This is a genomic window from Sphingomonas sp. 3-13AW, from assembly GCF_049311085.1.
GTDB lineage: Bacteria > Pseudomonadota > Alphaproteobacteria > Sphingomonadales > Sphingomonadaceae > Sphingomonas.
Map to the genome: position 1 here is coordinate 365218 of NZ_JASNVZ010000001.1, position 21930 is coordinate 387147.

A 21930-nucleotide genomic window follows, 5' to 3' on the forward strand; every position below is an offset into this window, starting at 1 on the left:
CATCTCCCTGGGGATCCGCTGCTCCCTTTCAGGAATAGTGCCAGCGGCTGGTGGCCACCGCCGCTGGGGGCAACTGCTTCAGAAGGCCGAGATGGCCGCGACCGAAGGCTTGAAGCGGGGATTGCTCGGCTGACGGATGTTCAGGTGGGCGCGGCGACCGGCGGCTGCGCGTACCTCGTCCTGAAGAGCCCCGGCCCAAACCACGACGCCACGCGCGATGTTGTTCTGACCTTCGATGTCGATGACGAGGGCGTCGCCGGTGGAAGCGGAAAAGCTACCGGAGACGGTAACGATGCCGGTGATGGAGGTGGGAACTGCGGCACCCTCGATCACTCGCTTGGCGGCGGTGGGCAACGGGGTAGTTTCGACGCAGCGGCGGCCAAGGATCGCCCGTGCGGCTGGCCGGGGCGCGATCTCGCGTGCCTCAACGGGCGGAGCGGACGCCAGCGGCACCGACGTCGCGGGTTCAGATGCGGCGCGCCGCGCCTTGCGAGCGTTGGGATCGCGCAGTTTGCGCGGCTTGCGTGCGATGGGCTTGTCCGCCCCGCATGCGCGCGCCTTGCGCGCTTTGCCTTCCGGGACGGGGTCGATAGCTTCGACCGGCTCCGCAACCTTCGCGTGCTGGGCGGCCTTGGGCGCACGTGGTTTGCGGGGCTTGGAAGCCTTGGCCTGCTCAGTGATCTCATCGAGCACGTGCTGGGGGTGGCGATACGGGCCTTCCGGACCGGGATCGAACACGGAGATACCCGCAACCTTGCGCGCGTGAACCTCTGCGGCAAGGCCAGGCCAGAGATCTTCAAGGCTGTCGTTCAGGGCACCACGCACCCGCATGGCCACGATCGCGCCGTGGGTTGCGGCGCCTAGCGAAGCGATGGCCCCCGCGAGATCGCTCGTCGGCTGACTGTCGGTGACCCGGGGCGACTGAAGATGCGCGAGGTTCGCGGTGCGTCGGACTGTGCGCATCTTCTTTTCCCTTCCCTTACAGAACTCCTGCAACCTCCAGAGGCAGGCTCGCTTACTTGCGGCGCGTGTTTCCACGGGTGAGCGCGTTGCGCCGGCGTTTCTCCTCCTCTTCGCGAGAGCGGCGCACGTTCGCATCCGCTTCGTCGAAACGGGCCGCGATGCGTGCTTTCCGGCGCTCTTCCGCATTGTCCTCGCGCGAGAGCTGCTCCTCGCGACGCACCTTCTCAGACCAGCTCACGCTGCCGGTGGGCTTGGGGGCTTTGACCACGTGCTGCGTCGGCTGGGATGTTCGCTTCGGCTGTGGAACGGCCGCGGCGGTGCGGCGCAGGCGGAGGAGGATCCGCACGATGACCGTCATGCGAAAGATGCAGATGAGCGCGGTAAAGGTGCCGATGGAGAGGATCAGCGCAGGCATGTCGCTGGTCGGATGGGTGGACCACAACCAGATCAGCAAGGTCAGGTTGCCGATGAGGAAAAGCGCCAGGCCGCCCAATTCGACGAATTCCCCGAGGTAGTACTTTTTGACGTTCATCTCTGCTTCCGATCAGGCGCGTCGGCCAAGGCGTGCCCGGCCGACGGGCGAAGGAGGTGCGGCATAGAGCTGGCTCAGGGAAAAGCGCTCGGAGGCCGAGTGGGTTTCCTCAAGCCGTCGACGGGGCAAGGCGGCCAATCGACGAACATCGATATCTCCGACGAGTTCGTCGAGGTGGTGTTCGGGAAGTTCTTCCAGGCGATCTACGATCGTGAAGGACACGCCTGCCTTCTTGGCGGCCGCCCGACTGTCGAAATAGGCGTCGGAAGTCATGACGGTGTAGAAGGCCGGCGTGCCGTCCATGCTCAGAAGCGTGAGGCCGTGGTCGCCCCAGTCGACCCACCGAGTGACGGCCAAGCCGTCGTTATAGGTGAACGTCGCGTTGGTCTTCGCGCGGCGGGTTTCGTCTGCGGGCGACCGGGTCATCTTTACCGAGGTGAGGGAGGCGCCCAGGGCGGTCTCTATCGGGATGGCCATCATTTTCTGTCTGATCGCCGCCATAAGGATAGCCGCGGGACTGCCGGGAGCCGGACGCAGGAGATAGGACGTCGCTGCGCGGACCTTGGCCGCGATCCCCACTTCGAGTCTCTGGAAGCGGAATTCATCATGATCCATGAGCCCGTACGGCTGGACGAAGTCTCGGAGAGCTGCCGGCGGAATGAGACCCGCGCGGATTGAGTGGCTCGTGATCTCCATGTTTTTCCCTTCCCTTTGTTTCTGTTCATCGATCCCCAGCAGCGGGAATGTGTCGCAAGGTCTGAAGGGAAGCTGCTTTTCTTCAGTGACGGCAAAAAAGGGGAGCCGCCCTTCCGGGCGGCTCCTGCCTTAGCCGCTTACGCGGCCGCGACTTCCTTCTTCATCGACGCATTGCGGTCGTTGTGAGCAGCGACGCGGGCAGCCTTGCGCTCAGCGGCCTCGACCGACATCTGCGCGTTGCGCGCTGCCGCGGCGTCGATGCGCTCCTGGCGGGCCTGAGCCTTCAGCGGAGCGTTGGCGACGCCGACCGCCTTCTGCTTCTCGATCAGCTGAGCGTGCGAGATGGCGCGCTGCTCGCGATTGGAGAGGCCGAGCGCCTTCTGGCTGGCGATCAGATCGGCGTGCTTCTGGGCGCGGGCTGCCTTGTTGGCAGCGCCCAGCTCGCGGAACATTGCGCGGTTCGCCTCGACCGAGGCGGGGATCGGCTTGCTGGTCTTGGTCTTGGTATTGGTCATTCTGAATTCCTTCTCTGTTTTCCCTTCCCCCTAGGGGGACACATTTCTGCTTGTTGAAGCACCTTGGCACTCCACAGGAACGCACGTCCGCAGTGCGGATGGTGATGCGTACGAGCGCGCCTCCGGCTGGCGGCGACGTGCGCTCCTGAGGAGTGCCGCCCCCGAGAGGGCGGCACCGGCCGATCGCTTAAGCGGCGGCAACTTCCTTCTTCATCGACGCATTGCGGTCGTTGTGAGCAGCGACGCGGGCAGCCTTGCGCTCAGCGGCCTCGACCGACATCTGCGCGTTGCGCGCTGCCGCGGCGTCGATGCGCTCCTGCCGGGCCTGCGCCTTCAGCGGCGCGTTGGCGACGCCGACCGCCTTCTGCTTCTCGATCAGCTGAGCGTGCGAGATGGCGCGCTGCTCGCGATTGGCCAGGCCGAGCGCCTTCTGGCTGGCGATCAGATCGGCGTGCTTCTGGGCGCGGGCTGCCTTGTTGGCAGCGCCCAGATCGCGGAACATTGCGCGGTTCGCTTCGACCGAGGCGGGGATCGGCTTGCTGGTCTTGGTGTTGGTGTTCGTCATGTCGAATTCCTTCTCTATTTTCCCTTCCCCGAAACGGGGCATTTCACCTTCTCTCGAAGGCACCTTCTCGGCGGGCTGATGCCCGCCGTGTGACGTTGAGCCGCCTCGATCAGGCAGCGATGAGCGTGGAACCGCGCGTGGTGAGGCAGCCGAGATTGGTAAGGCGGGCCGCCGATGCACGACGACGGCTGGCAGCGAGATAGATCGCCTGCATGCGCGACATCGCGTCGGCATTGCCGGTGACGACCAGTTCCTCGACCGTTCCCAGCCGACCGATGTTCATGCACTCGGTGCCGAGGCGAGCGCGACTGTCCTCGACCCGACGGTTGCGGGGCAGCCCAGCGTCCAGGCGACGATCACGACGACCGTAGAGTTCCTGGACGCGCGATATTGCGGCGTTGCTTCCGTAGATGCGAAGATCATCGCCGATGCTGCAGGAACAGGTCACGTCCAGTGCGCTGTTGCTCATATCATTTTTCCTTCCCTGGAATGCTCTGCATACGCCCGCTCAGACGCGGATCTTCTCGTTCGATGAACGCTCAGCTGTGTGCGCGCTGTTTCAGCGTCTGCATTGCAATGATGATTGCATCCGCCATGCTGAGATCGAACCTTACCTCTTGGCCGTAGCTGTCGAAGATCGACATGAATTCGCCGGGGATCGACATCTCAACGGTGATCGAGCGTCCGTCCATGGTGACTTCCATCTTGTCTTCACCGTTATCCACGACGACGGCGATTGCTGGGATGACGCCGGTGTGAACCCCGCCGGAAGTGCGCTCGCCGATCTCCAGCACCGGCTTCGCCGGATGGTTGCGCGCGGTGGCCAGCAACTCATCGACATAGTCGCTCGTGATATGACCGATCAGCTTGCCCTCGCACATGACGGGCATCGTCTCGGAGCTCAGGAACGACGGAACCGTGTGAACGATTGCGATTGCGGCGTGCTGCGCAGGGGTGAACATTTCTCTTTTCCCTTCCCTAGGATCTTACATCTTTCGATGAACGCTCAGCTGTGTGCGCGCTGTTTCAGCGTCTGCATTGCAATGATGATTGCATCCGCCATGCTGAGATCGAACCTTACCTCTTGGCCGTAGCTGTCGAAGATCGACATGAATTCGCCGGGGATCGACATCTCAACGGTGATCGAGCGTCCGTCCATGGTGACTTCCATCTTGTCTTCACCGTTATCCACGACGACGGCGATTGCTGGGATGACGCCGGTGTGAACCCCGCCGGAAGTGCGCTCGCCGATCTCCAGCACCGGCTTCGCCGGATGGTTGCGCGCGGTGGCCAGCAACTCATCGACATAGTCGCTCGTGATATGACCGATCAGCTTGCCCTCGCACATGACGGGCATCGTCTCGGAGCTCAGGAACGACGGAACCGTGTGAACGATTGCGATTGCGGCGTGCTGCGCAGGGGTGAACATTTCTCTTTTCCCTTCCCTAGGATCTTACATCTTCAATCCCGGGTCCCGGACTTCAGGCGCGTTGCGCACGCCAGATGAGATCCACCGCAAGCGTGTGAGCTTCATCTGCCTGAGCCTGCTCAGCATCCTGCGCCTGCTGGGACGCATACGCCCGATCTTCCGCGTGCTGGCGGCGGTGACGGTCGACCAATCGGTAGCGGTCGTCGGCGATCTCCACATCGGCCTCGACGATGTCGCCGGCGCGGAGGAGCGGACCGAAATGGTCGCAGTCGATGCCGGTAACGATCACGTCTGCCCGGAAGGGGACGGTGCCCTTGCCAAGGTAAAGCGTGGCCTGGCGCAGATCGAGGTAGCGACGAAGCTGTTGATCGCAGCGTTGCTCGACGACGGGCGCGTCGATGCAGCAGCGCTGAAGGCGCATGGTCCTGTTCCTTTAGATTGCGGAGCGTCGTGGTGGGGAGTCCCGCCGAGACGGGTTCAGGCGGCCTGGAGCATTGTCGCCCAGGACCGCACAAGGCGAGCCTGAGTGGTGAGCATGTGCTTGAGAAGTTCGTATGCCGCTTCCTGATCCGGGAAGCGCCTACGAGCCAGCTTCAGCATCGGCAGAATGCGGGCGTCGGTGAAATCGACGTAGCTCAGCTGCTTCTCGCGGCTGAATACGCCGCCCATGGTCCGCTGGTTGTTGCACCGGTCGATCGCCTTCGCGAGGCTGGCGAGGGGGTTGAGGCCCATGCGTATGAAGAGCTCGTCTTCGTCGTACTCGATCGCACCAACCTTGGTGCCGTCCAGCCGGATCACGAGGTGGGAGCCGTCCTTGGAGAGGTACGAGATATCGATTTCGACCCCGCCCTGAAGGACCGGCATCTTCTTGGTGACGCAGGCGACGGCCTCGGAAACGACGTTGCCGAAAAGGAGAGCGATGGTCTGCTCTGACAGCGCGTAATCCTCGACTGTGTCGTGGAGCAGGATCACGATGATCAGACGCTCCATGTCACGCACGCCAGGCAGACGGGATGCGTGAAGCGCCATTTCGATCTGGTGGTCGCTCTCCGGGGTGGTCCCGTCCTTGCGTGTCCCGCGGTGGATGAGCTTCATCAGATCGAGTGCGCGCAGAGCGTCATGGTAGCCGCGGCCGTGGAGCCAGTACCGAAGGGATGCCTCGCGCTTAGCGAAGACGGTCTGCTCGGTCATTTTCCTCTCCTTCAGGCTGCACGCATCTTCAGCAGGTCGCTGCAAAGAAAGACCCTCCCGCGCCGGCCGGCGGGGAAGGTCGCTGGGTCAGTCGAGCCGGAAGAGCGCGCGGCGCTCCCAGCCATGCCCGTCGGCGTCAGGGTCCGTATCGAAGCCTTCGTCTTCGAGGCCGGCTTCGAAGCCACAGAGCCAGGCACCCCGCAAGTTCAGCGGGATACCGATGGAGCTCATGTGGCCGGTGAGATCGTGGAGTGGCACCGCCTCCCGAGCGGCGGCGCGCCCCGCGGCGATCGCCTCTTCCCGGTTGGACGGGATCATGCGGCGAGGCTGAACGCAGCGCTTTCGCTGAGCGAGCGCGCCTTGCCGAGGAAGCTGCGGACGTGGGTGCCACGGCTGGCTGCCCACGCAGGGACTTCGATGTCCCGGAGCGACGCAGGCAGCGTCGGCCGGATGGCAATGACCGTGTCGGCCACCGATCCCGCCGACAGGCTCTCTTCGAACGTCAACGTGGGGATGTAGGAGATTGCGACCGCGACGCGCTTATCCTTGCCCTTGATCACGGCCGGATAGGACCAGCGGATCTCCACGTGTTCGACGTCACCTTCACGCGCGGGGTGACGGATCACGTCGACGAGATCTGCGACTGCGGGATGAAAGCCGTGGGCCAGAACAGCGGCGCGGGCGGTCTGGGTGAGCGCGAGGTCGGTCTTCATCATTATTTTCCCTTCCCTAGGAATTCTCGTCTTCCCGTCTTTCGATCTGGAAGGTCTCCGGCCGGGCCTGGGGCTCCGGTCAAAGGGGAAGGGGATTGGACTTCACTGGCGTCGCAGAGAGCGTCGCCTGTGGTTCAGCGGGACCCGGCGAGCCACCGTCCAACAAGCAGGTCGGTCAGTGCGGTGTTTCCAGGGTGCCCCGAGGTGTCCCATAGGTGGCGCAATTTCTTGGGCCGAAGGCACGCACGAGCGCAGCATTGATGCGGTCGTACTCGGCTTTCCCGGTGCCTAGGGGATAGCTGTACCAGCTACGGAGCGAGCGTCCGTCAGGCATTCGGGCAACCGTCTCGATGCGCGAGAAGCGCATATGCGCATGGGGATCCGCAGGCATAAGGAGTTCCTGTCAGGCAAGGACTGTGTTGTGGGCCAGCTCGTCGAGCGCGTCCCAGTCGGCATCGACTTCGACCAATGTCTCACGCTGGTTGTAAGCCGTCGCGACGGCCTCAGCGTTGATCATGATGATCGTTGTATCGGTCAACTCGTCTGGGGGTTCGCCCGCGACGATCTCGATGAGCGTGTCACCGACGACGTGGGAGACATCCTCCTCGCTCCCCTGGAGCTGATCGTCGAAGCCGCGGGCGATGCGGACTGCCTCTTCCGCATCGGCGCCGGCAAAGGCGAAAAGCTGCGCAATCCCGCCTACCAGGTTGCGACGTGGCAGGCCGAAGTTGGCGTCCACCGCCTGCCGGATCATGCTGATGCGGCAAACCAGGCGTTCGTCGAGTGCAGCCCGCGAGGCGTCATAAACGAAGTCCGGATCGAGGGCAGACCTCTGCATCAGGTGCATGGAGTGTCGCCGTCAGTACGGGCGGCTCCCCGTGCGGGGAGGATATCGTCGGTTGTGCAGACGAGATGACCGCCCTCGTTTCGCGCGGTGATCGAGACCGGCACCTGGATGCGCCGTTCGAGTTCTTCGTAGAACGTGTCCTCGGTCTGATCTGGCTTGCCGACGATCTGAATCGACGCTTCGTGTGCGTAAGGCTCGCTGGCAAAAACGGTGGCGTAGCGCAGCATGCGCTTTGAATGTTCGAGTTCTACGAGGCCGACGATCTGCACGGTTTTGTCAGCCGACGATGCCATGTCAGCGGCTTCCGACAGGAACTGCAGCATGTCAGGGCCGGAAAGAGCGACGTCGTCCTTGATCTGCCCCGATCGGATCAGGAAGTCCGCAACTGCGGTGGCGAGTGCCATGACCTGGTCCGGAGTAGCCTCGTCCAGGTCGTCGAGCACGATCTGGCGCCCATCGGAAATCGTGACTGATTTTAGCATGCTGCTATCCCTTCGGTGTGCATGGATGGGGGAGTTTTGGGGACGCGGGACCGCTCCCGGTCGCGCTCACGCGAAGGCACGGGCCTTGTGCTTCTCCGCACGGCGGAACGAGCCACGGCCCTTCTTCGTGGCGACGGTACGCGGCCGGTTCGCGCCATGAGCGAGGAGCGCAGCCATGGGATTACGCATGGCCTCGACCTGACGAAGTTTGGTCTTCATCGTCTTTTCCCTTCCTCAACCCTGGTCGCGTTGCCGCCATTCAGATGTAGGCCTTCGCCCCTCGACTATCTGTCGATAAGGTGGCGTAAGGCTGGACAAGTTCGGAGGGGCTTACCGCCCTTCGGAGAATATCAGGATTGCGCTCAGCCCGCCAAGAATTTCCGGATGCATCCGAAGGGCGTGGTCGTGCTTGGTGTGTTCGGTATCGCTCATGGTAGCCTCCTGGTCAGCGACCTCCACTGCGGAAGTCTACTCGGCCAGGACGACCGATGCCGTCAGGCTGCCTCGGCGGTGGCGCTCGTTCGTGAGGGATGATGAGCAGCCGCGCCCTCCCCCGGGCGCGAGGCGAACTCGCGAGCGACCTTGCGAGCCTTGCGCTTCTTGGCCGGGCGCCCGTGAATCACCACGACGGCCGGACCATGCTGTACCCGAACGCCCGCGCCGCCGCAGGGTGGGCAGGGCCAGTATTCGAGGCCGCTAGAGAAGGTGACCAGATTTCCCGAACCATGGCAGATCGGGCAGAGATTGGAGGTCGTCATGTGCGTTCCTTCAAAGAAGAAGGGCTGATCAGGTTGCAGGCGGTGCGGGTGTGCTGCGGCTGGATATCTCCAGCCGCAGGCCAATGAGGGCGTAGACTACGTCAGGCAGCAGCCTCGGTGCGGGCGATGACTGCGTCCATCCAGGCGCCCACGTCGCTTGCATATCGGCCGCAGTTGAGTGGCGGGTTCAGTTCGATGACGAAGGTGCGTCCTTGGTCATCAAGTGCAACATCGAGACAGTAATCGAGATGGCGTCCGTGCTCGGCCGCGAACTCCTCGACGAATTTTTCCGCGAAGGCGAGGTGCTGGTCGCGGACATCGGCGTAGGTATCGACTGAGGACCGGTTCCGACGCGGCTCCATCTGGGGGTCGAACACCTCCAGGTTGTCGAGCGGCGTATGATGTTCGACGCAGCCAGCGCCCGTGACGAGTTTGCCATCGACCACGAAGAGCCGGTACTCATAGCCGCAGTGAATGACGTCCTGCGCGAGCAGCATGCGACGGTTGCCCTCGTAATGCATGAAGTCCAGGTCCAGACCGTCGAGCTGATCGAATACCTGCCTGGACAGCGAGGACCCGGCCGTGATGTGGACGATGTCCGAGAACCCCTTCTTGACTGACTTCAGAAAGACGTCGGTCTCAGTGCGATTGCCGAGGATTTCGGCAAGGACATGCTCTAGGTGGTCCGCGGTCGCATCGACATAGATGGTGCGACGTCCAGCGTGGCGCTGGAACACAGGGCTCGCAGCGTATTCCGAAGCGGCGCCGGCGGCATGAGCGTCCTGGCCGACGAGGGAGATCGGAACGGGTAAGCCATTGATGAAATCGGCCCCGCTCCAGTGGCCGAACATCGCGCCGACCGGGGCGCCAGGCTCAGATCGCGGCGTTTCGAAGGCGGTCGACGAGATCCAGAGCATCTGCGCCGAGGGTAGGATCTGAAGGTCGATCTCGCGCTGCCGCGCCTCATGCAGGAGAACCGCGTTCTCAGCCCAGTCCTCGAAATCGCAGTTCGTAGGCTGGGAGTCCGGGAACGCCTCGAGCCACGTCGCGAGATACGCCGGCGCCTTGAGCGCTGCCGTTGCCGGATGGCGATCGCGGTTCAGCGGCCGGTAGAGATAGATGCCTCGCACGGGGTCTCCAATTCTGTTTTTCCGCCATTCAGGCGATCACAGGCACGTCAAAGCCGGTCGCCGTGGCAACCGGGCATCTGCCCAACGGTGAGATCGCGTAGCGAAAGGTTCAGCGGACCTGACGACGAACGCCGATGGGTTTCGCGGTGGGAGCGGGCTCCCCTGGGGATTGGGCCTCGATGCCGCGGAGGTGGGCGAAGCAGCGATCAATGAATTCGCGGATACGCGGCGAGCGCTGGGCAAGCTGGGCGCGGTCCGTGCCGATGCCGGCGGAGGGGAGCACGACCGTGCCGCCCGCGCGGAGGTGATCGGCCAGCCGCCGGAACTCAGCCTGGATGATCGGCTGGACGCGATCAAAGTCTGCGTCGGTGAAGAAGGCGTCCTCCTTCATCGAAGGAGCGCGCTTCGTGGGGATGCCGACAGCGTTCGGCTCGTTCCGGCACGCGGCGGCCTGGCCCGCCTTGGGATTGGACCAGCCGTTGGCGTCCGGAGCGCCACCCGCACGGGCGAGATTGTCGCCGAAGACGTAGAGGTGCTCGCGGTGGGCACGGATCTCGGAGCGCGTGTAGCGCTCGACTGTGACGATAGGCATCTTCGTTTTCCCTTCCCGGAGACGAATATGGCAGTGCCTCGCAACGTTCAGGCGCTCATATCCCCGGGGTCTCGCAACGGAGTGTCCCCGGTTTTCGAGGCTTCGGCCACGAAAAAATGGGCCGGGATTGGTAATCCCGGCCTTTCCGGCTTTTCCGGCCTTCAGGCTGTCGTCAGACCTCCAAGAGAGGGAAAGCTACCCAGCGTGCCGCGGGTAAGCTCGTCCTTCGGCTTGGCGGCGTCACGAGGCGCGGATTTGAAATCGGCGATGCCCCGTGCGCCCTGGTTGGTCGAGATCTGGCGACGATCGACGACAACAAGGCCGGTAATTGTAGACAGGGTGAGCGCGTGCATCGTGCAATGCGCATTGCCGGCGTCGTCGTCGAGCTGCGACATAACTGTGGTCGAGCCGCGGCGCGAGGTAATGCTGACGTGGACCGAGGGACGCTGCGTACGCCAGGCACTCTGCTTGATCTCGATGATCGGTGCACGCTCGTGGATCGTCAACAGCCGCATGGCCGAACGGAAGTTCAGCCGGGCGAGTGCGGCAAATGTGGCGCGAAGCTTCTTCATGTCTTTTCCCTTCCCTGGAACGGTATGTCTCCGAGATCCGTAGGTGCCGGCTGGCGGCGATGTGAACGGTCGACGTCCTTTCCCTCGAACGTCGCTTCGAAGGCTTCCTGCGAGGCGCTATCAGGCGGCCTGGGCGACGCCGAGCATCAGGTCAGCTCGGTGCTGTCCGATATGTGCCTTCAGTGAGCGCAGGATGGACGCGTGGTGTGGGCGGTCGATCGACTGACCGATGATCTCGGAGGCAAGGGTTGAGCTGACTGCTTCGAGATCGACATCCTCAATGCCGAGAAATCGCTTCAGCTGGTCCTCGGTCGGCCACAGGAAGACGCCGTCCTGAGGCTCGATAACGATGGAGTCCTTGGCCATGTGGGCCTGCGACTTCACGGGCGTTGGGATAGACGTCGAAGCAGGGGTGATACGGCGGAGACGGCCGCAGGCCTTGCCGTCCTGGAGCGACTTCGAGTGCGAGACGTCACGGCATTGGTCGAGATCGTTCGCAACCACGCTCCAGGCATTCTTCTGCCGTGGACTGAACGGCTCCTCGAAGGCGAAAGGGGCGTCGAGTTGGGAGAACACGACGTAGGCGCGCCGGCGCGAGGTCAGCCCGCCGTAGTCGCGTGCGTCGCCTACATGCTCAAAGCGCCGGTATCCCCAGCGGCACAGTCTCAGCGACGCCACCTGGTAGGCTGCAGAATTGAGCATGCCGGGGACGTTTTCGAAGAGAACGACTGGTGGCGCCAGGCGCTCGATGATGTTGAGCAGGTCGATGATCATGTCCTCGGTCGAGGTGCCGTCGGCATGATCTCGCTCCTTGAGCGCCTTCGCCTTCAGCGTCGAGTGATCGTCGCACTGGGGTGATGCGTGGAACAGCATGATCGGGTGGCGCACCATCGCAGCTTCGATTTCAGCGAGGACGGCGCAGGTGACGTCTTCGTTGAAGAGCGCCCGCACCGGGCCGGAGTTCGCAAGCGCGGCGAGTGCGCCGGTCTCGGTCAAGTTCGCCTTGTCGCGTGCTTCCTGCGGCCGCCACTCGAGGATAGCGGAGATCGTGAAGTCTTCGGCGCGCAGGGAGGCAAGGTCGACCCCGGAGGTGAGGGCGGCGAAGGTGGCTCCGGGTGAAGCGATCTCGGCATTGGCGAGGGCGCGCTCGGAGACGGTCTGGAGCGGCGTAACGACGATCCGGCCGGGCTCGAACCGGACGTGAACCCGGGTGCACCCTTCTGGGAAGGATGCGTCCAGGAGCCTCTGCGAAGAGACCTCCACCTGGTGCTCTAGGGGGTTGTTGCGCCGACTGCGATAGGTGCGCGCGTAGACGCGCTTTACACGCACCTGGTTAAATAGGTCGTGGACGCGCTCGATGACCATACCCTTGCCGGCGCCGCGGCTCGTTTCGACGACAGCATCGCCCTTCGTGAACCCGAAGAGTTCGAGAAGGTTGGAGGAGATCGTGAGGATCCGGCGATGGCCGACATAGCGGAACCGGAGCTGCTTGGTGGCAAGCTCAGGTACGTTGACGCAGACGCGCGCAAGGGTGGTCATGACATTTCCCTCAAAATTTGGGGCAGGCGAAGCACTCGAACCGGTGCAGAGTCCGGCGGACTGCCCATTGTCCTGGGGCGAGCCGGCGAAGGACGGGCCTGCTGAGACTATCCGAAAATCATCCAGGCGATGAAGCAAGCCCACGGGACTATGATGCAGAGGATCACTAGGCGGCCCCGTACGTGGATCGGCCACTTGTCGACCTTTGGCTGGCAGCCGACGGTCGGGATGAGTTTGAAAGTGTCGCGATCATCGATGTACAAGGCAATTTCTCCGGGAATCGGAAAGCGAAATGCGCACTAGCGAAGGGGTCGGGCAACCCTATCCTAAAACCGGAAGAAGGTCAGCTGCCGACTGGCCGGTGCGCTCGAAATCACAGACAGCGATCGGGCTGCGTGTTGCAGACCCGATCGCTGACTGGTCTTAGGCGGCCTGCTTCGGCTGCGCGGTGACGTAGGTGTCGATGATCATCGGATAATCACCGCTCCCGGTGATCGCACCATCGTCGAGGTCCGCGATGAGGTCTTCGACGCTGAAGGTGTCGGCGACGCTTGCATAGCGGGTGCGGCTCGAACGTCGCGCGCGCACGGCCGCCAGCGAAAAGACGTTATGCTGAGGCATTTCTTGTTTTCCTTCCCCGAGGTGGATCCCCTCTCTCGTCCGAGAAAAGACGGACTGTGGGTGGGAGGGGCCGCCCTGCCTGGCGACCCCGGAGGTTCAGGCGGCGTGCCGCGAGCCGCGGCGTCCGCCGTTGAATGTCACGGCCTCGCCAGATCCGAGGATACCCTGAGCGTAGGAGGTGCTGTTGGCGCCCTGACCATCCAGGTCGCGCAGGAGGGCGTCGACGTCGAAGGTGTCAGCGGCAGTCGCGAAGCTCGAGCGGCGGCGCATGGAGACGACGTTGGATTTCGTCTGGGTCATCTTATTTTCCCTTCCCTGGGTGGTTACACCCTCCCTTTTCTTGGACCGGGAAAGGACTGGAGGCGGTGGCTCGCCTCCTCGGTCGTCAGAAGCGCGGCTTCGTGAAAAGGATGCTCTCCGCCCGGGAGATGCGCGCACCGAACTTGAGACCGACGCGGTTCGTCGGGTTGTCCATCGCCTCCCGATCGAGCAGATCCTCAAGCGCCTTCAGGAGGTCGCTCGGCGTCTCTTTGACGTCTAAACCGATGAACAGGTCGGCCATGTAGCGGATGCGGGCGACCGACCCACGTTCGTTCAAGACGGCAAGGGCTCGTTCTTGGCGAACCTCCGCGTCCGGATCGACCGGAACCGGTGAGAAGGCGCGCACGAGCCGCTCCGCGGCCTCCAGATGCTGCTTCTCTTCCTCGCGTGCGGCTGCGAATTCCCGGTCAGCGATCGCATCGAGGCGCTCGGCGAAAGCGGTTTCGATGTTACAGGGCCCGACATCGAGCGTCTGAGCGACTGCACGCACGGATGCGGCTTCGGCGCGCAGTTGCTCCGCAAAGGAGCGACGGCGCTTCACGGATTTCGCGAGGCGTTTCGCCTCTTTATGACCCTTGGCCATATGCGCTCCTTGGAGTGATGGTGTTCAAAAACGAAGCGAGGCAAGCGAGCGGCCCCTGTGAAGGGGCCGCTGCGCGGTTCAGCCGCGGGCGAGCAGACGGGCGAGGGGCACGGGGGCGTCGTCGCCGAACCATTCCATCCGGAACCCGAAGACGTCGCAGACCGCCTGGCGATGTTCGAGGATCTTCAGGTTCACCACGGGGACGCCCTTATGCCAGCCGCAGCGGATCGCCTGGCCGGTTCCGCCCGTATCGGCGCCGTCTTTCGTCCACGCGATGATGAACCGGGAGGGGCTATCCAGACGCACGCCAAGCACCTGGTGCATGTTTCGCGTGTGCATCTGGCGCGCATAGTCGCCGCACGCCGCCCACTTCGGATGGAGGAGCGACGCGAGCTTTTCAGCCTCGGCGGTGATGTGGGCGTTCTCCGGACGCGGGTACAGCGGAGAGCGCGAGCCCCGAATGCCGCGCCGGATGATGAAGACCTCTGAGCGCTCCGGAGAACTGCCCGCCTCGAACGCTTCGTCCGCGCCTTCCGCCCCACCTGAGCGAAGCGTCAGGCCAGATGCGTGGAGGCGCTGCGCGATGACCCGCATCGACCCACAGACCCGCCCTGGGTACTTAGCGCTGACACCCGGCGTCTCACGCGAGCCGATGCCGGCGTACGGCACGTACTGACCGGCCTCGGCGTCTGCGATAGCCTGGCGAAGCAGGGCGACGACCTCGTCGTAGGACCGGAAGCGCCGCGTGACCGGTACAGAGGACGCGGAAAAGACGAGGTCGGAGACGGGGCTGGCCCCTTCCTCCAGGACCGCAGCACGCTCTACTGCCGCACCCACGACCGCGGATTTCCGGACGAAATTCTGACGCATCGACATCTCAATTTTCCCTTCCCAGAGACAGACCGGTTTTCCACGCGTCATGGAAAAATTGACGGCCGCCCGGATTGGCGGCCGTCTTTGGTCCTCAAAGAGAAGCGGATCACTTCCTTCTACCTGGTAATGACCAGATACTGGCACCAGTCGGCGCCGTCGTACAGATCGTAACCGAAGTTGCGGATCTGGATGTTCTCTGAATCGATCGCCAGGTCACTGACATCGTCCACGCCGAAATGCTCCTTTGCCTTCTCGAGGACGTATCCCAGCGTTTGACCCGAGATGACGTACAACGTTTCCGGGGTGTTTTCCGGATGCTTCACGTCGCCGGCGCTCACGCGGCGGCTCCGTCGGTCTGAGCGAAATAGCCGCTGGTCTCCAGCTGCCAGTAGTTAGCCAGTTCCTCGACCCCCTCGTCGATGGTGAAGTCGTAGAGGAAGAAGGCGGGCAAAAGGTCCCGCCGCGCGGTCCGCGTTATGACATAGCCACTCGCGTACAGCAGGCAGGGGAAGCGTTCAGGCGTGCCTGAAAATTCCTCACGAGGCAGGAGGTCGGCCGCGAGCTGATCAAAGTCGGCCTGGTGCCGGAGGAGGTAGATCTCTCCGGAATCGATCTCGGCTGTAATCTTCATCTTTGACGTCCTCGGTTTCCGGCTGGCGCCTTGGCGAAGCGCGGGTCTGCGCGAGCCTCGGCGTGAACCACTGCGGGCTGAGAGGATGGCAACGCCTTCAGCGGCATGCGCCATCCTCTGGGTCCGATGTGGACATGTGTTTGGGACGTCTCATGCGTCCCGCGGGCCTTGGCCATCATGCGTGCTATCCGCTTCTCGCGGGCACGGTGCGTGGGGATTTCCCTGATCTCAAGCGTGGTCGCGTATCGGTTTGACTGCTGGAGCTAACGCATGGCGGCTCTCCCTGAGGTGACGAGGTTACGGACAGGAACACGCGCCGGCTCCTGGCCCTTATGGCCCACCTGGCGGCCTGCTGCCGCGCGCACGTGGAGCATCGCTGAAGGTAGCGAGGCGGCACGGTCGAAGATGGTGGGCCGCCCGGTCCTTACCCAGCGCGCGAGGTCTCGCGCGCGATGCACGCGCAAGGGTGAATAGCCCCAGATCGCATGCCGTGGGACCGGAATTCGGTCTGGCTGTCGAAGTGTAGAAAGCTCCCCTCGCGCGGGGTGCGGCCGTTCCTGCTACATGGTTGCCTCCTGAGATCGTCGAAGCGGAAGCGAGGAAGCTTTGATTTTCCCCTCTTTCCATTTTGACGTCTTCGCCCCCTCCGGAGAGGACGCAGGAAGCCTGGATGGTTGAGAACGTAAGCGCCTGGACGAGTGGGCCGCCTTTCAGGCGGCCCTGCGACCCGGAGCAGGAAGGCTTCGGAAGCTGACCACCTCGCCTTGCAGAGGCGAAAGGTCGATCGGCGAGAGCCGGTAGCGAGGAGCGCTGGTGCGCTTGCGGGCAACGATCCGGCCAAAGAGGGCGGTACCAGCCGAGAAGCCGAGCACGGCTGCCGACGCGATAACCAGCAGGTAGATGGTTCCTCGCAGCGCGCTGTGTGAGAGCGCAATGCCTGATATGGCGACGATCGCCATCAGCGCGAGCGCGGCGACGAGCGAAATGCTGCGGATGCGCATTGGAATGTACCTCAGGCTACGAAGCGATCGTTCTGTTCGTAGCCACCAGCGCCGACGCACATCGCGAGCAGGCGAGGGTGCATAGCGTTCTTGGCTGCGGGAGCGTCGGAGACGATCCCGGGGAGGGCGCCCTGGGCGGCCTTGTCTGCCGCTGCCCGCTTGATGCAGGCGCGGATTGCGATGGCGCGGATGGCCTGGCGGCTGAGCGGCTTCTTGGTCATGTTTTTCCCTTCCCTTGGAAACTTCGTTCGATCCGGGACCGGATTGTTACGCGGCTTCCCGCGCAGCCTCGGGCTCCACAGGGTCAAGCCGTCCCAGCGAGTACAGTCCTCGCAGCGTGCAGTTGGGGACTTTGCTCACGGTCCCGGTGCCGCGGCGCGTCACCCAGGTGTAGCCGAGCCGACTGCGACCAATGTCGTAAGTCGCGCCATCGACGAGCGGCGCTTCGTAGACGCCCACGGGCACCTGTTCATACCCGCTGCCGGCAAGGTTTAGGCGAGCCGACAGCGGCAGGAACAAGTCGCTGTCCAGGCAACCTGGTTTGCCGACCGAGCGCGGATTGAAGAGTTCAGGCGAGGACGTGCGGCTTGGAAGCGACGCGATCCGTTCTCGAGCGGCGGCGGCGATAGCAGTCAAGCGCTGCCAGCCGGCCTTCCATTCTTTCGCAGCAGAAGGGATGCCCGATGTCTTGCAGCGGCGAGCGAGGCACAGGAGCTGGAAGGCAAGCGCGTCGATCTGGTCTGGATTGGCTGCGTCTTTGAGCCAGTGCTCGATGAAAGCGGCGCGAGACATGGCGCCCATTTCGCGCTGAAGATTCTGGTCATTCTTGGCGGAGAGCCGGCGGCAGAAATGTCCTTCGAACATCGGAGGCCTCGCGTGAGAATTGGCGGCGTCCCGCCGGGGGGGAGGTGTTTCGGAAATCAGGCCGCGTACTTGCGGCTGACGGTGATCTGTCCGTCTGCAAAGTCGAAGACGGCCGATACGTCGTTCCCGGGGCGCGCTTCGCAGCTGTTGAAGGCTTCGTCGAACGCCCGGCCGAGACCGGCGCGGTCGCTGATGCGGATAGAGGCGCCGCCGATGAGCAGGACCCGATTGCGGAGGGTCTCGACCGTCTCGGTATCGGAGCAGAGATCGGCGGTGGCGACGAGGTAGCGAGAGGAGCCCTGCGTGATCTCGACGCTGTGGCGTTCAGTGATCTGGAACATCTGCTTTTCCCTTTCCTGTCGGTACGCAGATCCTTTCAGGATGCTCAGGCGACGGCGCTCTTCGGCGAGGAGGCAAGGCGGATTGCCTTTGCCAGGCGGTCGCTCAGCGCACGACGCGTCGCGTGAGGCTCATCGGCCACGTGAACGTGCAGAACCGAAGTGCAGTTTGCCACCGTGAGCTGGATGGCCCGCACGGGCATGTATCCAGTGCGAGACGGCATGGAGATGGTGAGTTCGAGGGTGCCGTCCTTATGCAGGAGGACGCCGAGCCTGCGTCCAGCGGAGCGGAATCCGTACAGGACGACAGCGTTTGCCCGATCGTCCGCGTCGGATCCGAGCCAGGCATGCATGTTCGTGCAACCGCTCGCGGCGGTCAGCTGCCGGTTCGCGTGCGATAGAACCGAAATCAGAGCGCGGTCCGCAGCATTCAGCGCGGCTGCGATGGCGAGCCCTGCGGCGTAGGCCGTCATTTCGTTTTCCCTTCCAGAGCCTGATTTCTTCAAGCCCAGGGGGAAACGAGAGCATCCGGACACCGTCCGGATGCTCTCGGTCCTTGTTAGCGCAGCTGCCTGCGAACACCGCGCGCGATGCCCCCAAAAGCCGGCTGGTCCGGCTTTGGTGCCGCTTCTGCTGCCGCGATGGTGCGCAGCGCCCACACGAGCCGTTGTTCAAACGGCATTGCCGCGAGCGATACGAGCGTGTCGCCATGACACCGCGCCGGCGCGCAAAAGCACACCACATCGCACCCAGCGAGCTCGTCGAGCTTCTTGAGCTTCGCGCGATCGCGAGCGAGGTCGAGATCGTGCTGCTCGCATACCGCGTCGCGATCGCCATGTTGGCCGATCACGAACTTGTTTCCATGGGGCGATCCTCGCCCGATGTACTTCGCTCCTGCCGGCACCCCGTGCACCCGCTTGTTCAGCACCTTGCCGATCTTCATTTTTCCGTCCTCCGATCTACCCGGCGACCGCCAAAATAACGAGGTCGGCGAAGTCGCCGATGGTCGAGATCGTCGTCCGCTCGCAACAGCTGATCTGCACGTCGTACCGGTCTTCGACGAGCGCGGTGAGTTCGAGGCACTGCAGGCTGTCCAAGGGCAGGTCCGCAAGCGGGAATCCCTCAGTTACAGGATGCGAAAGCCCGGAAATCTTGACGACCTCACCGGTAACGAACGAAATAATACCGACACGATCCACGAAGAAACCCCTGCTGCGACTAGAGCGTCAGCTTGTCAGAAGCAGCAGGAGGTTGTCGAGACGGTTTTAGGATGAGATGGGTCAGTAGCGGTAGCCCTGCTGCTGAGCGTACATCTGCCGCGTCATGTCGCTCGCGCGACGGCACGAATAGTCGTCGCCCGCGTCGCAGGCCTGACGTAGCGCCTGCTGGATCTGGACCTGCTTGGGGTCGGCGGACGGTCCTGCGCGGTTGCAGGATTCCCGATCGCCCAGCTTGCAGGCGCGGATCAGTGCCTGGTTGACGCGCTGGACGCGCTGTTCGGCCTGGCGCTGGCGGGTCTGCATTTGCCGGCGCTGGGAATCGATCTGGCGCGAGATAGAATCCACGCGCTGAACCTGGCAGGACACCTGCGAGATACCGCCGTACGCGCAGTTGCGGTTGAGCGAGTTGCTGATGTTGCGACCGCCGCTGAGGACGCGGAGAAGGCCGTCGGCCGACTGAGCTGAAGCGGGCACGGAGAGCGAGGCAGCGAGGACCACCGCGGCGAGAGCCAGAAACTTGCGCATCTTCATTTTCCCTTCCCTGAAGGAGCTATATCTCTCATCCCTCCAGGGTGAGTTCAGCTTCCGCGCGAGCGATTTCGGTTGCGACGCCCCCCGAAGCGCAGAGCGGTTGAAGCCACCATGTTTCTCTTCGCTCCGGGGATCCCAAGTTGTGCGGGATCAGGCCGCTGTGCGGAGGGATTCCCGGAGGGTGGCGCCTTCGATCAGCTCAGCGACCGACGCGATGTCTTCTGGACGCTTGAAGCGGGCTGGCAGGAAGAAATCAGCGATCATCTCGTCTTCCATCGCCGCGGTGCGCACAGAGCCGATCTCGTAGTCGGCGCAGAACTCCGGCGCTCGGACCCAGAGGATGCGAAGGCGCTTACCCACTTTCTCACGAGCGAACTCGAGCGTCTGCATCGCGCTGTTATTCATGATGGGGATCACAGCGAGGACATAGGTCTCGCCTTCGTCGCTTAGCACGTCGATGCGCACGCAGCCGTCGTCCATCGGATGCGGCTCGCACGCCCAGATCGTGCCCGTGATCTCGCCCGAGCGGCCGGCGGCCTCCCGCTCGCGATGCTGCGCCGTATAATCGACCTTCGAAGGCGGGCCCGTGATTTCGTCACGGAGGACCAGTTCCATCGCCTCGTCGATAAAGTGGGCGCGACGGGTTGCCACGGAACCGGTGCGGAAAGCGCCCTTCCACTTATCGTTGAGGAAGAGGTCGAAGCAGGCATCACGCGTGCCGACGGACGTGCCCTTACGAACGCGAGCTTCGATGCCGCGCAAGTCCTCGCCCTTCTCGATGAAGGGGAGGTGATGCATGGTGTCAAAGATAAACTTGGCGTCAGTAGCGTTTACGCCCAAACCTTCGCGGACCGCTTGGACGATGTGCTTGCCTGCAGTAGCGGTGAGCTGGCTGGTGGTCATCGAAGTCATCTTTGTTTTCCCTTCCCTGAGAATCTTCGTATCCCTTCCTGCGGGGATACTCTTGAACACCGTTCGACTGGCGGGGGGAGCGAAGTGCTTGTGCCGGGGTTTTTCTGGCTTCCGCCAAAAAAAGTGGCCGGTGATTTCGGCCGGGTGACGGTCAGCTTAGCCAACATTTCCAATTCGGAGATGTGGGAAGGCGTCCTGATTGAACCCACGCCACGGGAGGGGGAAGGGTCGGCGTGGGCTCAATGAGGACGTCTCTCCGGTGGTGCCTGCTCTTGCGAGCAGGCACCTGGGAAGGGGCAGAGACAGGATCGCACTTGGCGTCCTGGTAGAACCCACGCCCCGGGGGGCGAGGGAGTGGGTTCAACGAGGACGTCATCGCGACGGTGGCAGCGACAGCCAGCACGGCCCGATGAGGGATCAAAGGCGCCGCACCCGTATGAGGGAGCGGCGTCTCCGATCCTGAAGAGGACCTCCTTTGCGGAGGTCCCGGTCGCCTTAGGCGGCCTTCTTCATCGATGCGTTGCGGTCGTTGTGGGCGGCGATGCGGCCAGCCTTGCGCTCAGCGGCCTCGACCGACATCTGCGCGTTGCGCGCCGCGGCGGCGTCGACGCGCTCCTGCCGAGCCTGTGCCTTCAGCGGCGCGTTGGCGACGCCGACCGCCTTCTGCTTCTCGATCAGCTCGGCGTGCGAGACGGCGCGCTGCTCGCGATTGGCCAGGCCGAGCGCCTTCTGGCTGGCGATCAGATCGGCGTGCTTCTGCGCGCGGGCAGCCTTGTTGGCGACGCCCATCTCGCGGAACTTCGCACGGTTGGCTTCGACGGATGCGGGGATCGGCTTGCTCATGTCATTTCCTTGTTTTCCCCTCCCAGCGAGGGGCCTACTGTTGATGTTCGTATTCGAGTGCTGGGCGCCTCGCGGCGACCCCGTGCCGACCCGGACCACCTGTTCGCCCTGGTGCACCGCGGGGGGAAGGGATGGATGCACTGAAGCGGACCTGGTGTCCGGGTCGCCGGCGGGGCCGGCGAGAAGCGTCCTTAGGGACGGATCAGGAGCAGAAGGGGCAGGCCGCCCTGGGGGCGGCCTGCCAACCGCTTATGCGGCCGCGACTTCCTTCTTCATCGACGCGTTGCGGTCGTTGTGGGCGGCGACGCGGCCAGCCTTGCGCTCAGCGGCCTCGACCGACATCTGCGCGTTGCGCGCTGCCGCGGCGTCGATGCGCTCCTGGCGGACCTGAGCCTTCAGCGGAGCGTTCGCGATGCCGATCGCCTTCTGCTTCTCGATCAGCTCGGCGTGCGAGACGGCGCGACGCTCGCGGTTGGCCTTGCCGAGCGCCTTCTGGCTGGCGATCAGATCGGCGTGCTTCTGCGCGCGGGCTGCCTTGTTGATGGCGCCCAGTTCACGGAACTTCGCACGGTTCTCTTCGACCGAGGCGGGAATCGGCTTGCTGTTCTTGGTGTTGGTCATCATGAAGTCCTTCTCTGTTTTCCCTTCCCCCTAGGGGGACGCATTTC

The 21930-nt window shown here is 63.6% G+C and carries 37 protein-coding genes; all 37 read right to left on the reverse strand.

Translation table 11 applies throughout. The annotated features are described in order from the left end of the window. Window positions 1–78: 78 nt before the first annotated feature. Window positions 79–963 carry a hypothetical protein gene (locus QP045_RS01935; protein WP_422513267.1) on the reverse strand — a complete coding sequence of 295 codons (885 nt, stop codon included), beginning with the start codon at window positions 961–963 and terminating at the stop codon, window positions 79–81. A gap of 52 nt (window positions 964–1015) precedes the next feature. Beyond that, entirely contained in the window at window positions 1016–1495 is a 480-nt protein-coding gene (locus QP045_RS01940; protein WP_422513268.1) for a hypothetical protein, read from the reverse strand. 12 nt (window positions 1496–1507) lie between these two features. After that, window positions 1508–1972, reverse strand: a complete 465-nt coding sequence (locus QP045_RS01945) for a hypothetical protein (RefSeq protein ID WP_422513269.1) — start codon at window positions 1970–1972, stop codon at window positions 1508–1510. 356 nt (window positions 1973–2328) lie between these two features. Beyond that, complete coding sequence (locus QP045_RS01950) at window positions 2329–2706, reverse strand: hypothetical protein (protein ID WP_422513270.1); 378 nt, start codon at window positions 2704–2706, stop codon at window positions 2329–2331. A 187-nt stretch (window positions 2707–2893) separates the two neighbouring features. Next, window positions 2894–3271, reverse strand: coding sequence for a hypothetical protein (locus QP045_RS01955; protein ID WP_422513271.1), 378 nt, complete (start codon window positions 3269–3271; stop codon window positions 2894–2896). Between the two features lie 109 nt (window positions 3272–3380). Continuing rightward, the gene (locus QP045_RS01960; RefSeq protein WP_422513272.1) at window positions 3381–3740 is read right to left on the reverse strand and encodes a hypothetical protein; all 360 of its coding nucleotides are present in this window, start codon (window positions 3738–3740) and stop codon (window positions 3381–3383) included. A gap of 70 nt (window positions 3741–3810) precedes the next feature. Beyond that, window positions 3811–4233, reverse strand: coding sequence for a hypothetical protein (locus QP045_RS01965; RefSeq protein ID WP_422513273.1), 423 nt, complete (start codon window positions 4231–4233; stop codon window positions 3811–3813). Window positions 4234–4277: 44 nt separating this feature from the next. Beyond that, a complete protein-coding gene (locus QP045_RS01970; protein WP_422513273.1) occupies window positions 4278–4700 on the reverse strand; it encodes a hypothetical protein in 423 nt (140 codons plus the stop codon). Between the two features lie 52 nt (window positions 4701–4752). Next, window positions 4753–5121 carry a hypothetical protein gene (locus tag QP045_RS01975; RefSeq protein ID WP_422513274.1) on the reverse strand — a complete coding sequence of 123 codons (369 nt, stop codon included), beginning with the start codon at window positions 5119–5121 and terminating at the stop codon, window positions 4753–4755. 56 nt (window positions 5122–5177) lie between these two features. Then, a complete protein-coding gene (locus tag QP045_RS01980) occupies window positions 5178–5891 on the reverse strand; it encodes a hypothetical protein (protein ID WP_422513275.1) in 714 nt (237 codons plus the stop codon). 87 nt (window positions 5892–5978) lie between these two features. Then, on the reverse strand, window positions 5979–6209 hold the full coding sequence (locus QP045_RS01985) for a hypothetical protein (RefSeq protein ID WP_422513276.1): 231 nt from the start codon (window positions 6207–6209) through the stop codon (window positions 5979–5981). Next, entirely contained in the window at window positions 6206–6604 is a 399-nt protein-coding gene (locus tag QP045_RS01990) for a hypothetical protein (protein WP_422513277.1), read from the reverse strand. The genes QP045_RS01985 and QP045_RS01990 overlap by 4 nt, the downstream gene beginning before the upstream one ends. Window positions 6605–7007: 403 nt before the next feature. Further along, window positions 7008–7451, reverse strand: coding sequence for a hypothetical protein (locus tag QP045_RS01995; RefSeq protein ID WP_422513278.1), 444 nt, complete (start codon window positions 7449–7451; stop codon window positions 7008–7010). Continuing rightward, a complete protein-coding gene (locus QP045_RS02000; RefSeq protein WP_422513279.1) occupies window positions 7442–7894 on the reverse strand; it encodes a hypothetical protein in 453 nt (150 codons plus the stop codon). The genes QP045_RS01995 and QP045_RS02000 overlap by 10 nt, the downstream gene beginning before the upstream one ends. A 105-nt stretch (window positions 7895–7999) precedes the next feature. Beyond that, window positions 8000–8152, reverse strand: coding sequence for an alternative ribosome rescue factor ArfA (arfA, locus tag QP045_RS02005; protein WP_422513280.1), 153 nt, complete (start codon window positions 8150–8152; stop codon window positions 8000–8002). A gap of 275 nt (window positions 8153–8427) precedes the next feature. Next, the gene (locus tag QP045_RS02010; RefSeq protein WP_422513281.1) at window positions 8428–8691 is read right to left on the reverse strand and encodes a hypothetical protein; all 264 of its coding nucleotides are present in this window, start codon (window positions 8689–8691) and stop codon (window positions 8428–8430) included. 101 nt (window positions 8692–8792) lie between these two features. Continuing rightward, window positions 8793–9821, reverse strand: coding sequence for an ATP-grasp domain-containing protein (locus QP045_RS02015; protein WP_422513282.1), 1029 nt, complete (start codon window positions 9819–9821; stop codon window positions 8793–8795). 109 nt (window positions 9822–9930) lie between these two features. Beyond that, a complete protein-coding gene (locus QP045_RS02020) occupies window positions 9931–10413 on the reverse strand; it encodes a hypothetical protein (protein WP_422513283.1) in 483 nt (160 codons plus the stop codon). A 161-nt stretch (window positions 10414–10574) separates the two neighbouring features. Continuing rightward, a complete protein-coding gene (locus QP045_RS02025; protein ID WP_422513284.1) occupies window positions 10575–10985 on the reverse strand; it encodes a hypothetical protein in 411 nt (136 codons plus the stop codon). A gap of 120 nt (window positions 10986–11105) precedes the next feature. Beyond that, window positions 11106–12668, reverse strand: coding sequence for a DNA cytosine methyltransferase (locus QP045_RS02030; RefSeq protein ID WP_422513285.1), 1563 nt, complete (start codon window positions 12666–12668; stop codon window positions 11106–11108). 279 nt (window positions 12669–12947) lie between these two features. Then, complete coding sequence (locus QP045_RS02035) at window positions 12948–13145, reverse strand: hypothetical protein (protein ID WP_422513286.1); 198 nt, start codon at window positions 13143–13145, stop codon at window positions 12948–12950. Between the two features lie 96 nt (window positions 13146–13241). Then, window positions 13242–13445, reverse strand: a complete 204-nt coding sequence (locus QP045_RS02040) for a hypothetical protein (protein ID WP_422513287.1) — start codon at window positions 13443–13445, stop codon at window positions 13242–13244. An 85-nt stretch (window positions 13446–13530) separates the two neighbouring features. Continuing rightward, entirely contained in the window at window positions 13531–14049 is a 519-nt protein-coding gene (locus QP045_RS02045) for a hypothetical protein (protein ID WP_422513288.1), read from the reverse strand. A gap of 78 nt (window positions 14050–14127) precedes the next feature. Then, the gene (locus QP045_RS02050; protein WP_422513289.1) at window positions 14128–14925 is read right to left on the reverse strand and encodes a hypothetical protein; all 798 of its coding nucleotides are present in this window, start codon (window positions 14923–14925) and stop codon (window positions 14128–14130) included. A 113-nt stretch (window positions 14926–15038) separates the two neighbouring features. Further along, on the reverse strand, window positions 15039–15260 hold the full coding sequence (locus QP045_RS02055; protein WP_422513290.1) for a hypothetical protein: 222 nt from the start codon (window positions 15258–15260) through the stop codon (window positions 15039–15041). Continuing rightward, on the reverse strand, window positions 15257–15553 hold the full coding sequence (locus tag QP045_RS02060; protein WP_422513291.1) for a hypothetical protein: 297 nt from the start codon (window positions 15551–15553) through the stop codon (window positions 15257–15259). The genes QP045_RS02055 and QP045_RS02060 overlap by 4 nt, the downstream gene beginning before the upstream one ends. Before the next feature lie 710 nt (window positions 15554–16263). Beyond that, window positions 16264–16554 carry a hypothetical protein gene (locus QP045_RS02065; protein ID WP_422513292.1) on the reverse strand — a complete coding sequence of 97 codons (291 nt, stop codon included), beginning with the start codon at window positions 16552–16554 and terminating at the stop codon, window positions 16264–16266. An 11-nt stretch (window positions 16555–16565) separates the two neighbouring features. Further along, the gene (locus QP045_RS02070) at window positions 16566–16775 is read right to left on the reverse strand and encodes a hypothetical protein (protein ID WP_422513293.1); all 210 of its coding nucleotides are present in this window, start codon (window positions 16773–16775) and stop codon (window positions 16566–16568) included. A gap of 46 nt (window positions 16776–16821) precedes the next feature. Then, window positions 16822–17418, reverse strand: coding sequence for a hypothetical protein (locus tag QP045_RS02075; protein WP_422513294.1), 597 nt, complete (start codon window positions 17416–17418; stop codon window positions 16822–16824). 56 nt (window positions 17419–17474) lie between these two features. Beyond that, window positions 17475–17759, reverse strand: a complete 285-nt coding sequence (locus QP045_RS02080) for a hypothetical protein (protein ID WP_422513295.1) — start codon at window positions 17757–17759, stop codon at window positions 17475–17477. Between the two features lie 44 nt (window positions 17760–17803). Then, complete coding sequence (locus QP045_RS02085) at window positions 17804–18229, reverse strand: hypothetical protein (protein WP_422513296.1); 426 nt, start codon at window positions 18227–18229, stop codon at window positions 17804–17806. A gap of 86 nt (window positions 18230–18315) precedes the next feature. Continuing rightward, entirely contained in the window at window positions 18316–18699 is a 384-nt protein-coding gene (locus QP045_RS02090; protein WP_422513297.1) for a DUF4326 domain-containing protein, read from the reverse strand. A 16-nt stretch (window positions 18700–18715) separates the two neighbouring features. Then, complete coding sequence (locus QP045_RS02095) at window positions 18716–18955, reverse strand: hypothetical protein (protein WP_422513298.1); 240 nt, start codon at window positions 18953–18955, stop codon at window positions 18716–18718. Window positions 18956–19036: 81 nt separating this feature from the next. After that, complete coding sequence (locus QP045_RS02100; RefSeq protein ID WP_422513299.1) at window positions 19037–19501, reverse strand: hypothetical protein; 465 nt, start codon at window positions 19499–19501, stop codon at window positions 19037–19039. A gap of 156 nt (window positions 19502–19657) precedes the next feature. Then, the gene (locus QP045_RS02105) at window positions 19658–20419 is read right to left on the reverse strand and encodes a hypothetical protein (protein ID WP_422513300.1); all 762 of its coding nucleotides are present in this window, start codon (window positions 20417–20419) and stop codon (window positions 19658–19660) included. Between the two features lie 495 nt (window positions 20420–20914). Continuing rightward, a complete protein-coding gene (locus QP045_RS02110; protein ID WP_422513301.1) occupies window positions 20915–21262 on the reverse strand; it encodes a hypothetical protein in 348 nt (115 codons plus the stop codon). 249 nt (window positions 21263–21511) lie between these two features. After that, on the reverse strand, window positions 21512–21883 hold the full coding sequence (locus tag QP045_RS02115; RefSeq protein ID WP_422513302.1) for a hypothetical protein: 372 nt from the start codon (window positions 21881–21883) through the stop codon (window positions 21512–21514). Window positions 21884–21930 lie beyond the last annotated feature (47 nt).

Bases quoted from the DNA above. Each gene is read 5' to 3' on its own strand.
- QP045_RS02085 (WP_422513296.1), bottom strand. From the start codon at position 18,229: ATGACGGCCTACGCCGCAGGGCTCGCCATCGCAGCCGCGCTGAATGCT.
- QP045_RS01960 (WP_422513272.1), bottom strand. From the start codon at position 3,740: ATGAGCAACAGCGCACTGGACGTGACCTGTTCCTGCAGCATCGGCGAT.
- QP045_RS01980 (WP_422513275.1), bottom strand. From the start codon at position 5,891: ATGACCGAGCAGACCGTCTTCGCTAAGCGCGAGGCATCCCTTCGGTAC.
- QP045_RS01940 (WP_422513268.1), bottom strand. From the start codon at position 1,495: ATGAACGTCAAAAAGTACTACCTCGGGGAATTCGTCGAATTGGGCGGC.
- QP045_RS02105 (WP_422513300.1), bottom strand. From the start codon at position 20,419: ATGACTTCGATGACCACCAGCCAGCTCACCGCTACTGCAGGCAAGCAC.
- QP045_RS02020 (WP_422513283.1), bottom strand. From the start codon at position 10,413: ATGCCTATCGTCACAGTCGAGCGCTACACGCGCTCCGAGATCCGTGCC.
- QP045_RS01965 (WP_422513273.1), bottom strand. From the start codon at position 4,233: ATGTTCACCCCTGCGCAGCACGCCGCAATCGCAATCGTTCACACGGTT.
- QP045_RS01955 (WP_422513271.1), bottom strand. From the start codon at position 3,271: ATGACGAACACCAACACCAAGACCAGCAAGCCGATCCCCGCCTCGGTC.
- QP045_RS02060 (WP_422513291.1), bottom strand. From the start codon at position 15,553: ATGAAGATTACAGCCGAGATCGATTCCGGAGAGATCTACCTCCTCCGG.
- QP045_RS02065 (WP_422513292.1), bottom strand. From the start codon at position 16,554: ATGCGCATCCGCAGCATTTCGCTCGTCGCCGCGCTCGCGCTGATGGCG.
- QP045_RS02040 (WP_422513287.1), bottom strand. From the start codon at position 13,445: ATGACCCAGACGAAATCCAACGTCGTCTCCATGCGCCGCCGCTCGAGC.
- QP045_RS02010 (WP_422513281.1), bottom strand. From the start codon at position 8,691: ATGACGACCTCCAATCTCTGCCCGATCTGCCATGGTTCGGGAAATCTG.
- QP045_RS01935 (WP_422513267.1), bottom strand. From the start codon at position 963: ATGCGCACAGTCCGACGCACCGCGAACCTCGCGCATCTTCAGTCGCCC.
- QP045_RS01975 (WP_422513274.1), bottom strand. From the start codon at position 5,121: ATGCGCCTTCAGCGCTGCTGCATCGACGCGCCCGTCGTCGAGCAACGC.
- QP045_RS02115 (WP_422513302.1), bottom strand. From the start codon at position 21,883: ATGACCAACACCAAGAACAGCAAGCCGATTCCCGCCTCGGTCGAAGAG.
- arfA (WP_422513280.1), bottom strand. From the start codon at position 8,152: ATGAAGACCAAACTTCGTCAGGTCGAGGCCATGCGTAATCCCATGGCT.
- QP045_RS01970 (WP_422513273.1), bottom strand. From the start codon at position 4,700: ATGTTCACCCCTGCGCAGCACGCCGCAATCGCAATCGTTCACACGGTT.
- QP045_RS01950 (WP_422513270.1), bottom strand. From the start codon at position 2,706: ATGACCAATACCAAGACCAAGACCAGCAAGCCGATCCCCGCCTCGGTC.
- QP045_RS02100 (WP_422513299.1), bottom strand. From the start codon at position 19,501: ATGCGCAAGTTTCTGGCTCTCGCCGCGGTGGTCCTCGCTGCCTCGCTC.
- QP045_RS01985 (WP_422513276.1), bottom strand. From the start codon at position 6,209: ATGATCCCGTCCAACCGGGAAGAGGCGATCGCCGCGGGGCGCGCCGCC.
- QP045_RS02080 (WP_422513295.1), bottom strand. From the start codon at position 17,759: ATGTTCCAGATCACTGAACGCCACAGCGTCGAGATCACGCAGGGCTCC.
- QP045_RS01995 (WP_422513278.1), bottom strand. From the start codon at position 7,451: ATGCACCTGATGCAGAGGTCTGCCCTCGATCCGGACTTCGTTTATGAC.
- QP045_RS02110 (WP_422513301.1), bottom strand. From the start codon at position 21,262: ATGAGCAAGCCGATCCCCGCATCCGTCGAAGCCAACCGTGCGAAGTTC.
- QP045_RS02035 (WP_422513286.1), bottom strand. From the start codon at position 13,145: ATGCCTCAGCATAACGTCTTTTCGCTGGCGGCCGTGCGCGCGCGACGT.
- QP045_RS02070 (WP_422513293.1), bottom strand. From the start codon at position 16,775: ATGACCAAGAAGCCGCTCAGCCGCCAGGCCATCCGCGCCATCGCAATC.
- QP045_RS02090 (WP_422513297.1), bottom strand. From the start codon at position 18,699: ATGAAGATCGGCAAGGTGCTGAACAAGCGGGTGCACGGGGTGCCGGCA.
- QP045_RS02050 (WP_422513289.1), bottom strand. From the start codon at position 14,925: ATGTCGATGCGTCAGAATTTCGTCCGGAAATCCGCGGTCGTGGGTGCG.
- QP045_RS02045 (WP_422513288.1), bottom strand. From the start codon at position 14,049: ATGGCCAAGGGTCATAAAGAGGCGAAACGCCTCGCGAAATCCGTGAAG.
- QP045_RS02075 (WP_422513294.1), bottom strand. From the start codon at position 17,418: ATGTTCGAAGGACATTTCTGCCGCCGGCTCTCCGCCAAGAATGACCAG.
- QP045_RS01945 (WP_422513269.1), bottom strand. From the start codon at position 1,972: ATGGCCATCCCGATAGAGACCGCCCTGGGCGCCTCCCTCACCTCGGTA.
- QP045_RS01990 (WP_422513277.1), bottom strand. From the start codon at position 6,604: ATGAAGACCGACCTCGCGCTCACCCAGACCGCCCGCGCCGCTGTTCTG.
- QP045_RS02025 (WP_422513284.1), bottom strand. From the start codon at position 10,985: ATGAAGAAGCTTCGCGCCACATTTGCCGCACTCGCCCGGCTGAACTTC.